At 39.9% G+C, this 13,309-nt stretch carries 11 protein-coding genes and 1 pseudogene; 5 read left to right on the top strand and 7 right to left on the bottom strand.

Annotation, left to right across the window (positions count from 1 at the left end):
* From QM830_RS04590 to QM830_RS04580, 3 genes and pseudogenes are all read right to left on the bottom strand, one after another.
* Positions 1-71, bottom strand: a pseudogene (locus QM830_RS04590) (transposase); the annotation flags it as partial.
* 80 nt (positions 72-151) lie between these two features.
* Positions 152-841, bottom strand: a complete 690-nt coding sequence (locus tag QM830_RS04585) for an ABC transporter ATP-binding protein (protein WP_414325777.1) — start codon at positions 839-841, stop codon at positions 152-154.
* 1 nt (position 842) lies between these two features.
* Positions 843-1,946: an ABC transporter permease gene (locus QM830_RS04580; protein WP_414325776.1), complete on the bottom strand. Its 1,104-nt coding sequence runs from the start codon at positions 1,944-1,946 to the stop codon at positions 843-845.
* Positions 1,947-2,195: 249 nt separating this feature from the next.
* On the opposite strand from QM830_RS04580, the gene QM830_RS04575 reads away from it, so the two are divergent.
* Positions 2,196-2,735, top strand: a complete 540-nt coding sequence (locus QM830_RS04575; protein ID WP_414325775.1) for a T6SS immunity protein Tdi1 domain-containing protein — start codon at positions 2,196-2,198, stop codon at positions 2,733-2,735.
* Positions 2,736-3,791: 1,056 nt separating this feature from the next.
* Here QM830_RS04575 and QM830_RS04570 read toward each other — a convergent pair.
* On the bottom strand, positions 3,792-4,703 hold the full coding sequence (locus QM830_RS04570) for a hypothetical protein (protein WP_414325774.1): 912 nt from the start codon (positions 4,701-4,703) through the stop codon (positions 3,792-3,794).
* Between the two features lie 289 nt (positions 4,704-4,992).
* On the opposite strand from QM830_RS04570, the gene QM830_RS04565 reads away from it, so the two are divergent.
* The 3 genes from QM830_RS04565 to QM830_RS04555 all read left to right on the top strand — a co-directional run bounded on the left by QM830_RS04565 (position 4,993) and on the right by QM830_RS04555 (position 7,859).
* A complete protein-coding gene (locus tag QM830_RS04565) occupies positions 4,993-5,934 on the top strand; it encodes an N-acetylmuramoyl-L-alanine amidase family protein (RefSeq protein WP_414325773.1) in 942 nt (313 codons plus the stop codon).
* Positions 5,935-6,348: 414 nt separating this feature from the next.
* Positions 6,349-7,365: an N-acetylmuramoyl-L-alanine amidase family protein gene (locus tag QM830_RS04560; protein ID WP_414325772.1), complete on the top strand. Its 1,017-nt coding sequence runs from the start codon at positions 6,349-6,351 to the stop codon at positions 7,363-7,365.
* A 188-nt stretch (positions 7,366-7,553) separates the two neighbouring features.
* Positions 7,554-7,859 (top strand): hypothetical protein, encoded by a 306-nt coding sequence (locus tag QM830_RS04555; protein WP_414325771.1) that lies wholly within the window; start codon positions 7,554-7,556, stop codon positions 7,857-7,859.
* A 268-nt stretch (positions 7,860-8,127) separates the two neighbouring features.
* Here the strand turns inward: QM830_RS04555 and birA are convergent, their stop codons facing one another.
* The 3 genes from birA to QM830_RS04540 all read right to left on the bottom strand — a co-directional run bounded on the left by birA (position 8,128) and on the right by QM830_RS04540 (position 10,986).
* A complete protein-coding gene (birA, locus tag QM830_RS04550; protein ID WP_414325770.1) occupies positions 8,128-9,063 on the bottom strand; it encodes a bifunctional biotin--[acetyl-CoA-carboxylase] ligase/biotin operon repressor BirA in 936 nt (311 codons plus the stop codon).
* 14 nt (positions 9,064-9,077) lie between these two features.
* Positions 9,078-10,085, bottom strand: coding sequence for a LacI family DNA-binding transcriptional regulator (locus QM830_RS04545; protein WP_414325769.1), 1,008 nt, complete (start codon positions 10,083-10,085; stop codon positions 9,078-9,080).
* Positions 10,086-10,152: 67 nt separating this feature from the next.
* A complete protein-coding gene (locus QM830_RS04540; protein ID WP_414325768.1) occupies positions 10,153-10,986 on the bottom strand; it encodes an AraC family transcriptional regulator in 834 nt (277 codons plus the stop codon).
* A 160-nt stretch (positions 10,987-11,146) separates the two neighbouring features.
* Between QM830_RS04540 and QM830_RS04535 the strand changes: the two genes are divergently transcribed.
* A complete protein-coding gene (locus QM830_RS04535; protein WP_414325767.1) occupies positions 11,147-13,309 on the top strand; it encodes an alpha-galactosidase in 2,163 nt (720 codons plus the stop codon).

The raw sequence follows: 13,309 nt of genomic DNA, 5'->3' as shown, positions 1-13,309 counted from the left end.
AGTTGCTCTAAGCTATATCCTTGTTTTCTAAGTTCATAGATCTGAACTTTATCTTTATAAGTCAATTTCATAATAAAAACACCCCAAAAGTTAGATTTTTTCTGTCTAACTTTTGGGGTGCAGTTTAATTTCTCTTGTTCGCTTTTTGTATTTAATCAAGCTTTTCGACCTTTAGCAATTGGCCGTGTTTTAATTCATAAATGGTATCCACATAGGTCAGGATGGAGCGGTCATGGGTGACCATGATGGCGCTCTTGTTTTTGGATTTGACTTCTTTTTGGATCAATTGGGCGATTTCTTGCCCTCGATCTGGGTCTAGGCTAGCGGTTGGTTCATCGGCTAAGATGACCTGTGGATTTCCGATGAAGGCGCGAGCGATGGCTGCCCGTTGTTTTTGTCCACCGGACATCTGATTCGGATACTGGTGGTAACAAGCTTCGATGCCAAGATCTGCCAGTAAGGCTTTGACTTCCTCTTGGCGTTTTTTCTTGTCCTTTTCCCCTTTTAATTTGGCCACCAGTTCTAATTGGTCACCGATTTTCATATAGGAGAGGAGCTGGTGATCTTGAAAGATAAAGCCGAGTAATTCCAGCCGTTTTTGTGTCCACTGGCCTTGGTTGAGACCGGTCAAGTCTTGGCCAGCGATGCGAATCCGCCCCTCATCCGCTGACAAAAGCAAGCCAGCAATGGCCAAAAGAGTGGACTTACCAGATCCTGAAGGGCCCAAGATGGCGACGAATTCGTTGGGTTCGACGCTTAAATTAAGCTGGTTGAGGACATGGTGCATCTGGCTACCATCGGCGTAGGATTTTCTGATATTTTCTAATTCGATAATGGCCATCTTATTCTCCATTTCCACCAATGACTTCGATTGGATCTACTTTTTTGATTTTGACAAGGGACAAGGCACCACACAAGATAGAGGTCAGGATAAAGCTAACCGAGATGGTGAGATTGTCCTTCAGGGTCATAAAGGAAGGGACGCTATTGGGTAAAAATGGCGCCATCATAGTTGCCAAGCCAAGCCCCAGCAGTACTCCGATGAGGGAGATGATGGTGAGCTGGGATAGTTGGACATAGGTAATCTGGCTCATGGACATGCCAATGGCCTTCAAGACGCCGAACTGTTTCAACTTCTGCAGGGTGAGGATATAGAAGAAGACCCCAAGGATAGCAGAAGAAGCGAGTAAGAGAACCCAAGTGATCATCCTTAGCGTCAGGTTTTGAGCCTTGTAGCCAGGGATTTTATCAATCACCTGCTTCTTATCCGCCACCATTAAGTTGCTGGTTAGATCGTTAGAAGTGATACTTTTCTTGGTCACAAGGGTTTGGGCTTGCCATTGATAGCTTGGATCTGTCTTTTGTCGCATGCCTGTGTAGGTCTCCGAGCTGATAAAACCAATCTCGCTATAGCCGTATTTGGCATTTTTTGCGAAGGCCACGACCTTGAGTTTTTGCTTAGAGGTTTTATCGATCACGTGATCGCCGACTTGGATTCCCTCATCCTCTTTGAAAGAACTGTCCAAAATGACCTCGTTTTTCTTTAAGTCGGAGATCTTGAGGTCTGTATCTTCTATGATTGGATTGAGGATTTCCTCTTCGTTGTGATCGGTCGCGAAGTAGGTGATATCCAGAGTATTGGAATCCTCTGTTTTTGAGACGGTTGCTCGCTGGATGGACAAGCCCGAATAGTCCATCCCCTCTATCTTTTGGACCTCATCTAAATCCTTCGCCGTAATAGTTGAAAAGGGGATAATCCCTTCTGAATCCGTCGAAAGGATGTAGTGCAGGGCCCCATAGTTATCGATTTGGGCCGATACTGAACGCCCCAGTCCATTTGTCAGACCGGACAAGAACACCACCATAAACATGAGGATGGTAATGAGGAGTTCAATCAGGATAAACTTCTTGGGTTGGTATTTCATTTCATTCCATGCGATTTTCATATTCGTTCTCCTTTTAGCACGGAGGTGCTCAAGTAGTTTGGCACCTAAACATACTCTACCATCATACCACAAGTGGAGGGATAATATGGGGATGGTGTTTGGTAGAGTGTTTCAAAAACATTATTTTTTTAGATACTTAAATGCCTATGAAACTGTTATTCTTCTTGTTAAGTAGACTCTGATACATATGGTTTGTGGTATACTAGAGGCAGAGTGAAACGTGGATAGGAAATCAAATAGGAGGAAAATATGTTAGAAAACTTTGTAAAAGTGGCAGATATGCCCCAAGAAGTGATTGAAAAATACAAGGACCATGTCCCAGCTGAGTTGCTACAGATTTGGCAAAAGGATGGTCTGGGAACCTTTTTAGATGGTTATTTGAAGGTGATTAATCCAGAGGATTATCTTGAACTTCTCCGAGATAGCTATTTCAGAGGAGATGTCGCTTTTCCTATGTTCGTAACAGCATTTGGAGATATTATTACTTGGGAAGAGAATGCCTATGTGGGAATTGTCCAATATAATATTCAAGATTTGGATATTATTTGTAAGGGGATGGATTTATTCGTTCAATATTTAGATAACGAATATATTACAAAAAAATTTGAACTTGATTTATATAGACAAGCTGTGTCAAAACATGGTGCTCTGTCTTATAACCAATGTTTCGGTTTTGTCCCGCTCTTGGCATTAGGAGGCTTTAAAGAAGTGGATCACATGGATAAAGTAAAAGTCCTGGAACACATTTACCTCATGTACCAACTCACAGGCGGAGTGTTCGACGATTGATAAAAAAGAACCACCCTCGCGGTGGTTTTTTGATGAAAACAAGGTGTTAGATAAATAGCGAGTCTTGGTATGAGACTCGTTTATTTTGTGAATATAAAATTTTTGGTACAACACTTGGTACAAAAAACTATTGAAAATTTAAAAAAGCTTGATATATCAATCATTCTGTTGAATAATTGGATGCCCCCTGTAGAAATTTTCATTTTAGTATAGAATAAAATAGTAGCATAGCTAGAAATTGAGGGAGATTATAAAAAATTTCTTCGAATTAAAGTAATTTAAAATATAATTTGGTAGAAAAAAGTTTCAATTCTTATAATCAAAATATTATAAAGTACATAGCTAGCTGTTGATATTAAAGTTAAGATCCATGCTGATTGATAATTCAGTAGTTTTAGTAAATAACCATTTAAGTAGCGTGATTTGGTTAGCAAATTGAGAACATAATAAAAAAGGCAACTAAACGTCACCTATAATGGGTTAGGTGGGATTCGAACCCACCGCGGTAATTCTAACATAAGTACTACACATTATTAAACAACTGCTAACCCAACACCGCTTAAACACACCAAGATAATAAAGAATTTAATCATGCTTGCACCTCTCGTAATTTCTGTAAAACTTATAGCTAAATCAACAGTTGATAGAACAATAGGTAAGTCAATGTTTAAATTATAGTAGTACGCAACAAATGCTAGTAAATACTTATCAAATATCATAAACATTTGTTAGCATTCGACCTAAACATTATAACACTAAAAGGCAAAAAAATGTGCATTTTTTTGTTTTATAAGGAAAAATTTTTGAATGATAAATAATGAAATTATATTTCCCAAAAAAGAAACGATTCCCGGAAAGTTGAGAGTTTGCTATGATAAATATCAAAGACTTAATTTAAGACTTTTTAAATTTTGTTATTTTTCAAAATACTGGTTTTAGGGGATTTCGCAATCGATAAATGAGTCACATTATACTGGAGAGTAAATTGACAGTGACAGAGTGTTTGAAGGAGAGAAAAAGAGGCATAAGTGCCTCTTTTATTATAAACAATTCATGCTATTTTTTCAGTATGCCCTTGAATTTAACACTACTCGGATCCATAATATAATGATTTACCGCTATTTCTTCATTATCTATATAGTAGTAGAATCTCGGACTATTCACCCCATTATTTTTAGCTATGTTATAGAATGTTTCGTTCAGGGCACCTATGATTGTTCTTTGGTCAGATACTGAATAAGAAGCAATTAATGGAGAAAGGTTAATTTTTATTCCAGGAGTAACAGATGTTCTTTCCATAGAGAGCGTATCGCCAGTTTTATTATTCATCTCATCGATGGCTGATTGAATAGAATTATAATAGTTATCTAAATCAACTTTTTCAGTCGGAGTACTGGCCTCTGTTGTATCATCACTGTCAGGCATTTTTTTATCTGATCTGTTTAAACTTTCCTTTTCGTGAGAGTTTTCTACACCCAATAATTCAAGACTTGATCTTCCAATTCCTTTATAATTTTTAAGACCAATTGTAATACCGTTGAATTCTAGATTACTTTTAAGATATTGGTCCCAATCAACAAAATCATTAAAGGTAATAACAATAATATGTGCTTTATCTATCTCATACTTTTTACTTCCTGTTGAAGTTTGGATAACAATGCTTTCTACTTCAAACTCATATAGCATTTCCTCAGAATTTGACTCATACGGTAGACGTTTTAAAAGTTTACCTTCTATTGTGAAAACTTTTGAGTTACTATTAAGATAACTATCTAGTTCAGTATTACCGAACGGTCTCCATTCTTCGTTAGCTCGGGTCAATGTAGAATTAGATTCTTCATGAATTCTGTTTAGCTCTGTTTTAATAGCATTTGCTAATGGAAATATAGCAATTAACGATAGTAAAATGACTATCTTTTGCCAATGTATTTTGATTCCCAATTTAAAATCCTCTTTCTTAATTTTCATAAATGATTTTTAATATATCACTAGTTGATAATAATATACAGTATGTCATACTTGCTGTCAATAAATAATGGCATGATTTTATTTATAATTTTAGAAGTTAAAGGTGTTGGTGTGTATCAATAAAAAAGAAGAACATTTATTTTTAGGCATTCTTATTTTTATCAATTCGATATTGTAATCCATTGGACGCTAAAAATAGCAACCTCCTTATATTCACACATTATTTGATTTAGAGAAATAAACATGCTACAATGAAAGCGTATACAAAAAATATAAGGAGGAGAAGGAAATGAAAAAAGCAACTAAGTGTTTGCTAGGTGGTGCATTGCTAATATTGCTTTTAACTCCAGTATCTCAAGTTAAGGCTGATTGGCATCAAGATAATGTTGGTTGGTGGTATTCACTATACAGGGGTCACTATTATAAAAACGAGGAAGCTGAAATTAACGGGAAGAGGTATAAATTTGATGACAGAGGTTATATGATGACCGGTTGGCAGCTACTATGGGAGCGTAATGATAGTAATTATGGGAATATAAAAAACTGGTCTTATTTTGATCCAGTAAATGGTGATAAAAAAAATGGCTGGCAAAATATAGATGGAAAGTGGTATTATCTAACTAATGACGGTGCCCTTATGGGTGACCAATATATAGATGGGAAGCATTATTATTTTGATCCAGTTAATGGAGATATGCAAACGGGTTGGCTATCTAAACAAGAAAATTCAGATACAAATTGGTTATATTTTGATCCAGTAAGTGGAGCACAAGTAAAGGGTTGGCAAAAAATAGATGGAAAATGGTATTACTTTTCAAATTATGCAGTTAAAGGTTTCCAGAATATAGATGGAAAAACATATTATTTCGACCCAATTAATTGCGATATGCAAACAGGATGGGTATCTAAACAATTGGATTATGGAACAGAGGAGTATTATTTCGACCTAGAAAGTGGAGAACAGCTATTAGGTTGGCAAGACATAGATGGTAAAAGGTATTACTTTAGTAAGTTTGGAGCACATAGGTCGTATAAAGATATAGCTAATAAAAGATATTATTTTGATCCAGATACTCGTGAATTGAAGATAGGCTGGTTCGAAGTATACGGATACAAATATTATGCAGATCCTAACGATGGTGGTGCACTTGTATACGATAAAACTTTAGTTATTGATGGTGTTTCTTATACATTTGGTAAGCATGGCTTTGTTATCAATAATGAGCCTTAATTGCTTAGCACCTCAAAAATTATTTTTTCAAACTTTCGAGGTGCTCTTACTATGAAAATAAAGAATTGCATTATACAATCAGAGCGAGTTATTTAGGTTCCAAGAAACTTTTTTTAAAAAAATACTTACTTATAGCTAGTCAATGATAAAACTAGTTGATAAAATTTTATAAGTTCTGCAGTAATAGAGAAGTTTGTTTATTTAATTGTCTTTTTAGATCTATTACAGAAAGTATCTTCTAAAATTTCACCTAAAAGTGGGCATTGACAGACTTTTGAAGGATAAAAAAAGAGACCAGCTTTATATTTTATTTTAGTGATAATAACCTCACTCTATCCATACATTATTTGATTTTAAGTAATAAAGACACTACAATGAAAGCGTACACATTCGATGATATAAGGAGGAATAAAAATGAAAAAAATAACTAAGCTATTGCTAGGTGGTGTATTAGTAATATTGCTTTTAGCTCTAGCATCTCAAGTTAAGGCTGATTGGCATCAAGATAATGTTGGTTGGTGGTATTCACTAAACAATGGTTCCTATATTAAAGGCAGAATAGCTCATATTGATGGGAAACTTTATAAATTTGATGAAAGAGGTTATATGGTGACCGGCTGGCATAAAGAGGACTATGACTATAGGGATGCTAGAGGGGCACTAGAAAAAAGGTGGTCTTATTTTGATCCAGTAAGTGGAGCAAAAGTACAGGGTTGGCAAAAGATAGATGGAAAATGGTATTATCTCATAGCAACCGGGCCAATTACGGGTGAGCATGAAATAGGTGGAAAAAAATATTATTTTGACCCAGCTAATGGTGATATGAAAACAGGTTGGGTATCTAAGATAGGAGATTCTGGCACAGAATGGTATTATTACGACCCTGTGAGTGGGGAACGAGTAGAGGGTTGGCAAAATATAGATGGAAAATGGTATTACTTTTTTCCTCATGCGTTAAAGGGTTTCCAGAAGATAGATGGTAAAAGTTATTATTTTGACCCAGCTAATGGTGACATGAAAACAGGTTGGGTATCTTGGATAGGATTGTCTGGCACAGAATGGTATTATTACGATCCAGAAAGTGGAGAACAGCTATCAGGTTGGCAAACAATAGATGGAAAAACGTATTACTTTGATCATTTTGGTGAGGCCAGTATTGGTCTGGTTATGTTCCTAGATGGAAAAACGTATAACTTTGATCAATTTGGTTTGCCCAACATTGTTACTCAGGTTAAGTTACTAGATGGAAAAACTTATTATTTTGACCCGGATAATTGTGATTTAAAAACAGGTTGGCTTGATTTATTGGGAAGAAGATATTATGCAGATCCTAACGATGGTGGTGCATTTGCATCAAATAAAACTTTAGTTATTGATGGTGTTTCTTATACATTTGGTATTGATGGCTCTGTTATCAATAATGAGCCTTAATTGATTAACGCCTCAAAAGTTGGATTCTTTCTAACTTTTGGGGTGTTTTTAATTATGATAATAACGAACCACCCTCTAGGTGGTTTGTACCACACTGGAAATACATCGAAGCGGAGCTAGAAAAGAAGTGAGGAGAGGAGGATGTCTGTGCTAAAAAAAGAATGATCTTTCTATTGTTAGGAATGACTGTGTTAGTAGCTTGGCTTCTCTTTGTTACGGATGAACAACCAGCTCCAAATTTTTCATCTAAAAATAAAATTGAATTGCTGGCAAGAATACTTGATCATCGTAATGCTAATGCCATTAGAGAAGCTGGCTATGGGATTCCTTCAGACGCAAAGATCAGACATGTGGGAGGCATAGACCATCTGGAAATGGATGGGGATTTGAAATGGATCGTAGGAGTGCCAAGTCAAGATGATAATAAAAACTTGATTACCTCTTCAACGATCATTGAGGGTGAAAAAAATAAATGTAGCCTTTTCATTAGATAAAGAGTGGGAATTACTACATGCTAGTTATTTCCATACGGAGAAAGATGGGACCACTAAACGGGTTAAGGTCAGTGACTCTCAGAAAAAAGAGCTCCTAGAAAAAGTGCAAACAGAATTAAATCGCTTTGTAGAAAAATGGAGCAAGAGCTAAAGCCGTAACTAGTTTAGATATCTTAGAATAGATAAAGCTTCCCAAGTCTTTGAGAAGAAGGAGCTTTCAAAATAGATCAAAAAAACCACCCTCGGGTGGCTTTTTCTATACTTCATTTCACCATTTCGTCAAGGAAATTTCGCCACTATTGAGCCAGATTTCTTCTTGATTTTCTAACTGAACCAAGAGTTGGCCGGTATCGGAAATGTCTTTTGCAAGGCCCTGATAGGTCTGCTGGTTCTGCTCAAAGGTGACGGTTCGTCCTAAGACCAGGGAGCGCTCTTTGTAGAGGTAGACCAGTTCATCGATATCCGTATGAAGAAATTCCCTCCAAATCTCGCTGATGAGGTCATTGCGGGTGATGGGACAAGGGCCTTCAAATAAGGAACCAGCCTTGCTTTCTAGCTCATCTGGAAAAGTAGAGATAGCCAAATTGAGACCGACTCCGATAATGACATCCGTGACAAGGCCTGTCTCGATGGATGTGATAGCTTCGGTTAGGATTCCCCCAATTTTTTTATGGCGATAGTAAATATCATTGACCCATTTGATATCGACATCGATCAGGGTCAGATTTTTAATAGCTTTATAGATGGCTCCTGCGACCATGAGGGTATAAGGGGGGAGCTCCGCAGGTGGGAGTTGGGGCTTGAGATGAAGAGACATATAGATGCCGCCTTGATCGGGAGAGTAGTAGTCGCGACCAAAGCGGCCCTTTCCAGCAGATTGGGACTTGGCCAGGTAGAGAGCCCTGCCCTCTTTATGGGCTTCCATGCCTAATTTTGCGTCCAATTGGGTAGAATGACATTCTTCATTCAAAGTAACGGTCAACTGGGTATTGCTTGCGATGACTTCAGGAAGCAGAATATCGCCTGAGACCAGTCTATAACCCTTCTTTTTTAGAGATTCGATGACGACCCCATCTTTTTCCAGGCGCTGAATAGCCTTCCAGATGGAGGTGCGAGAAACACCTAATTCTTTTGCCAACTGTTCCCCGTTGACGTAATCATCTGCCTGAGAAAGGGTTTGAAAGAGGATTTCGTGTGTTTTCATAAGACTAAGATCTCCTATCGACTGCTGTCTCGAATCGTCAGTTTGGTGGCTAATTTGACCATGCAGGGAACGCTTGGTTGACTCCCTTGAAAGGTTTGCCGCAACAGCTGAATGGCTTGCTTGCCCATTTCTTCTGTGTATACGGTCACTGTAGAGAGGGCAGGAAAGACATACTTAGCAATCGAGGTATCATTGAAGGAAATGAGACTGACGCGATCAGGTACAGCGATTTGGTGTTCCTGAAGGGACCGGAGGGCCCCAACAGCTATGGCATCACTGGCCATGAAAAAGGCAGTTGGTAAGTCGTCGCCCAGTGCTTGAATCAGCTGCTCCATCATCTGATAGCCTGACTCAGTTGAGAACTGGCCGACAGCGACAAAGCGCTCCTCATAAAGCCCTTTTTCCGTGAGAAACTGTTGAAAGACTCGTTGACGAGGATCCATCTGAAGCGGTGTCGCATCTGCGGTCTCTTCCTGACCGACCAAGAGTCCAATATCCTTGTGGCCATGATCAAGGAAATACTCGAGAGCGGTGATGAAAGAATCTTCTAGATCGGTCGTCACGCAAGAATGCCCCAGATAGAGGGTATTGCTATCGACAAAGATCAGGGGTTTGCCGTAGCTTTCTAGATCTTGAATGGTCTTGGGACTGAATTTCCCAAGAGCAATAATGCCGTCTGCCTCCTGAATCAAAGACCAATCGTCCTTGTTGAAGATACGAAAGATCTCATAGCCTAATTCCTGGGCTTGTTTCTCCAAGCCCATCCGAATGGCATAGTAGTAGAGGTCCTCTAATTCTTCTTCGCGCGTGTACCATTCAAAGATGACGATTTTATGAGAATCTTCGACTGGTTGAGGCGCTGTTTTGCGGCTTTTCTTTTGGTAATGCAGGTCTTCAGCGATGCGAAGAATCCGACTGCGCGTGTCTTCACCAACCGATAAGGTCACATCTTGGTTGAGGACGCGAGAGACCGTTGCCTGAGAAACGCCTGCTTTTTCTGCAATGTCTTTAATCGTTGCCATGGTTCATCCTTTATTGCTTACTAGTTCCAGTATACTCTAAATGCTAGTAAAAAGAAATAAATTTTTACTAAATTTTATGTTTGCTGCGATATTGGCTAGGAGTCAGGTGGCTATAGGCCTTAAAGGCCTTTGAAAAATAGAGGGGATCTGAAAAGCCAACCGAGTAAGCCACGATCTTGATGCTTTCGTCTGTATTGGTCAGTAACTGCTGGGCACGTTGCATGCGGACCGAGTGCAAGAATTCTTTGGGAGAGATCTGGTGGAACTCCTTAAAAACAGTTGTCAGGTAAGACCGATGGACATTGAGGTCATCGGCGATCTCTTGAATACTGAGATGCTCTATAGCGTAATACTTCTCAATCACATGCTTGCAGGTCAGATAGAGTTGATAGGTTGGAGATGGATGGCTCCGATGGATATCGGGAGCCACTTCACTGATAAGAAATAGCAGTTCATAGATCTGAGAGAGAAGGTGGAGTTGGTAGTGCGAGGTCATCTTTGAAGCCTCTGCCTTGTGGACAAGTTGCTCCATAAACAGCCCGATCCGCTCTGTGTCCACTTCATTTTTCTTTAGAAAGCCTTTTGCATGAAGAGTTGAAAAGCGCATGAAATCACTCACCTTGGTGCCACTAATCCCAATCCAGTAGTAGGACCAAGGATCTTCTGCGTCTGCCTGGTAGTAGGTCACCATATTTTTAGGGAGAAGGAAGAGATCCCCGGCTTCTAAAGGGATTTCATTTTTATTGATGTGAAAGACACCTTTTCCCTCGGTGATAAAATGCAGAACAAAATTGTCTCGAAAGCTAGGACCAAATTCATAATTCTTAGGGCAATCTTCGTAGCCGTAAAAATCAAGGGCTAGATCAATGGTGTCGGTTTGGTATTCTGAAAAGACTAACATAGCTGAACCTCCTACCTAACATTTTACCATATAAGCCCAACAAAATTCTATTTTCGAAAGCGTTTACAACAGGTAAAATAAAGACATGTAAAAAAAGAAAAATATTGGAACTAAATATAAAAATACATAGTGATATTTTTAGGGTCCAATGGAGGAAGATATGGCAATTCGTATCGAACAAAATTTGTTCTATGTAGAAAGTAAGGGACTGAGCCTCATCCTTGAAAATCGCGATGGCTACCTGATGCTCAAGCATCTGGGACGTCCGATCCCGTCTTATCATTTTTCCAATACGGTGCATGAGAAGGACCATGCTTTCGCTGGAAATCCAACACCTGACAATCGAACTTTTAGTCTAGATACCCAGCGACAGGTTTTGGGCCAGCACGGACTAGGAGATTTTCGAAAGCCGTCTATTCAGATCCAGCACGGCGTTACAGAGGTGACGGATTTCCTTTATATCGGAGCCAATATCTACTCTGGTAGTGTCGAGGCGACCGGTCTTCCGAACCCTCACTCAGTAGATCAGGCTGAAACCTTGGCACTGGTCTTTGAAGATGATCAAGCGGCCTTGCGGTTGACCCTCTACTACACCGCCTACGAGGATCGGGCAACCATCACCAGCTTCTCAAAGATTGAAAACTTGAGTGATGAAAAGGTTGTAATCCACAAGGCTCTCAGTGTGTTGGCCGATCTGCCAGCCAGTGATTACGATATTATCACTCTGCAAGGAGCCTATGCGAGAGAAAAAACAGTCCGCCGTCAGCAAGTGGAGCAAGGAATTTTCTCCATCAGCTCCAATCGTGGTGCTTCTGGACACGCCCAGACTCCAGCCCTTATCCTTGCCGATCATGAAGTGACAGAAGATGCGGGCTCTGCTCTGGCTTTCCAACTGCTCTACAGTGGGAATTTTGAAGGATTTGTTCAGAAAAATCAACTCAATGAAGTTCGGGTTGGACTGGGGATCAATCCTGAAAACTTCGCTTGGGAATTGGAACCAAATCAGAGCTTTGATACGCCAGTGGCCATGATCACATACTCCCATAAGGGATTGACCGGTCTCAGTCAAGAGAGTCAAGCATTTGTCCAAAACCATATCATTCCTAGCCAGTTTGCCCATAAAGAACGTCCAATTCTTATCAACAACTGGGAAGCGACCTACTTTGATTTCAAGAAAGACAAATTATTGGAGCTAGCAGACGAAGCTCAAAAAGTGGGGATCGAACTCTTTGTTCTTGATGATGGCTGGTTTGGCAATCGTTATGATGACAATCGGGCCCTTGGTGATTGGACCGTCAATGAAGAAAAATTAGGTGGAAGTCTAACAGAATTGATCCAAGGCATCCATGACAAGGGACTTCAATTTGGCCTTTGGGTGGAGCCCGAAATGATTTCTGTTGATAGCGACCTCTATCGGGCTCATCCGGACTGGGCTATTCAAGTCCCAGGCTATGAACACACCTATTCACGGAATCAACTGGTGCTTGATTTCTCAAATAAAGAAGTAGTAGCTTATATCAAGCAGGTCTTGGATGACTTGCTTGGAAACCATGAGATCGACTATATCAAATGGGATATGAACCGCAATATCACCAAGCTTGGAAATGGGAAAACCTACTTAGAAACCAAGATGCAATCCCATGCTTATATCTTGGGTCTCTATGAAGTGGTTTCGTACTTGACGGAGAAATACGAGCACATCCTCTTTGAGTCTTGCTCAGGTGGTGGTGGTCGCAATGACCTGGGGATGATGCGTTACTTCCCGCAGGTCTGGGCGAGTGACAATACGGATGCCATGGCCAGACTTCCGATCCAGTATGGATCTAATTATCTCTATCCAACTATTTCCATGGGCGCTCACGTATCAGCGGTGCCAAATCATCAGATGGGACGGATCACACCACTAGAAACGCGTGGACATGTAGCCATGATGGGAAATCTAGGCTACGAATTGGATCTGACCAGTCTTTCTCAAGAAGAGTTGGATAGGATTGCAGATCAAGTTGCTCATTACAAAACGATTCGACCCCTTGTCCAATTCGGAAAACACTACCGCTTGATCAATCCAGGTCATGGTAGCAATCAAGCAGCCGTCCAGTTCACTTATCAAGACTGTACGGTTGTAACCTATGTAAGGGTCTTATCAACGGTTGAGGAGATCGAGCCGACTCTGAAGCTCAAAGGTTTGGAAGAAGATGCGCTCTATAGCTTAGAAGGGACCAACCAAGTTTATTCAGGAGCTGAGCTCATGTATGCCGGCTTAACCGTCGTTCTTCCTCAGGGAGATTTCCTTACTAAACAATATGTTTTTGTCAAAAAATAA

The sequence above is a fragment of the Streptococcus sp. OMI750 genome (genome assembly GCF_047463895.1).
Classification (GTDB): Bacteria; Bacillota; Bacilli; order Lactobacillales; family Streptococcaceae; genus Streptococcus.
Note: the sequence above shows the minus strand (reverse complement) of the source record. Positions and strands in the feature narration are given on the sequence as shown.

Excerpts from the sequence above, each read along its gene's own strand:
- QM830_RS04540 (WP_414325768.1), bottom strand. The coding sequence starts at position 10,986 with ATGTTAGTCTTTTCAGAATACCAAACCGACACCATTGATCTAGCCCTT.
- QM830_RS04535 (WP_414325767.1), top strand. The coding sequence starts at position 11,147 with ATGGCAATTCGTATCGAACAAAATTTGTTCTATGTAGAAAGTAAGGGA.
- QM830_RS04585 (WP_414325777.1), bottom strand. The coding sequence starts at position 841 with ATGGCCATTATCGAATTAGAAAATATCAGAAAATCCTACGCCGATGGT.
- birA (WP_414325770.1), bottom strand. The coding sequence starts at position 9,063 with ATGAAAACACACGAAATCCTCTTTCAAACCCTTTCTCAGGCAGATGAT.
- QM830_RS04570 (WP_414325774.1), bottom strand. The coding sequence starts at position 4,703 with ATGAAAATTAAGAAAGAGGATTTTAAATTGGGAATCAAAATACATTGG.
- QM830_RS04545 (WP_414325769.1), bottom strand. The coding sequence starts at position 10,085 with ATGGCAACGATTAAAGACATTGCAGAAAAAGCAGGCGTTTCTCAGGCA.
- QM830_RS04560 (WP_414325772.1), top strand. The coding sequence starts at position 6,349 with ATGAAAAAAATAACTAAGCTATTGCTAGGTGGTGTATTAGTAATATTG.
- QM830_RS04580 (WP_414325776.1), bottom strand. The coding sequence starts at position 1,946 with ATGAAAATCGCATGGAATGAAATGAAATACCAACCCAAGAAGTTTATC.
- QM830_RS04575 (WP_414325775.1), top strand. The coding sequence starts at position 2,196 with ATGTTAGAAAACTTTGTAAAAGTGGCAGATATGCCCCAAGAAGTGATT.
- QM830_RS04565 (WP_414325773.1), top strand. The coding sequence starts at position 4,993 with ATGAAAAAAGCAACTAAGTGTTTGCTAGGTGGTGCATTGCTAATATTG.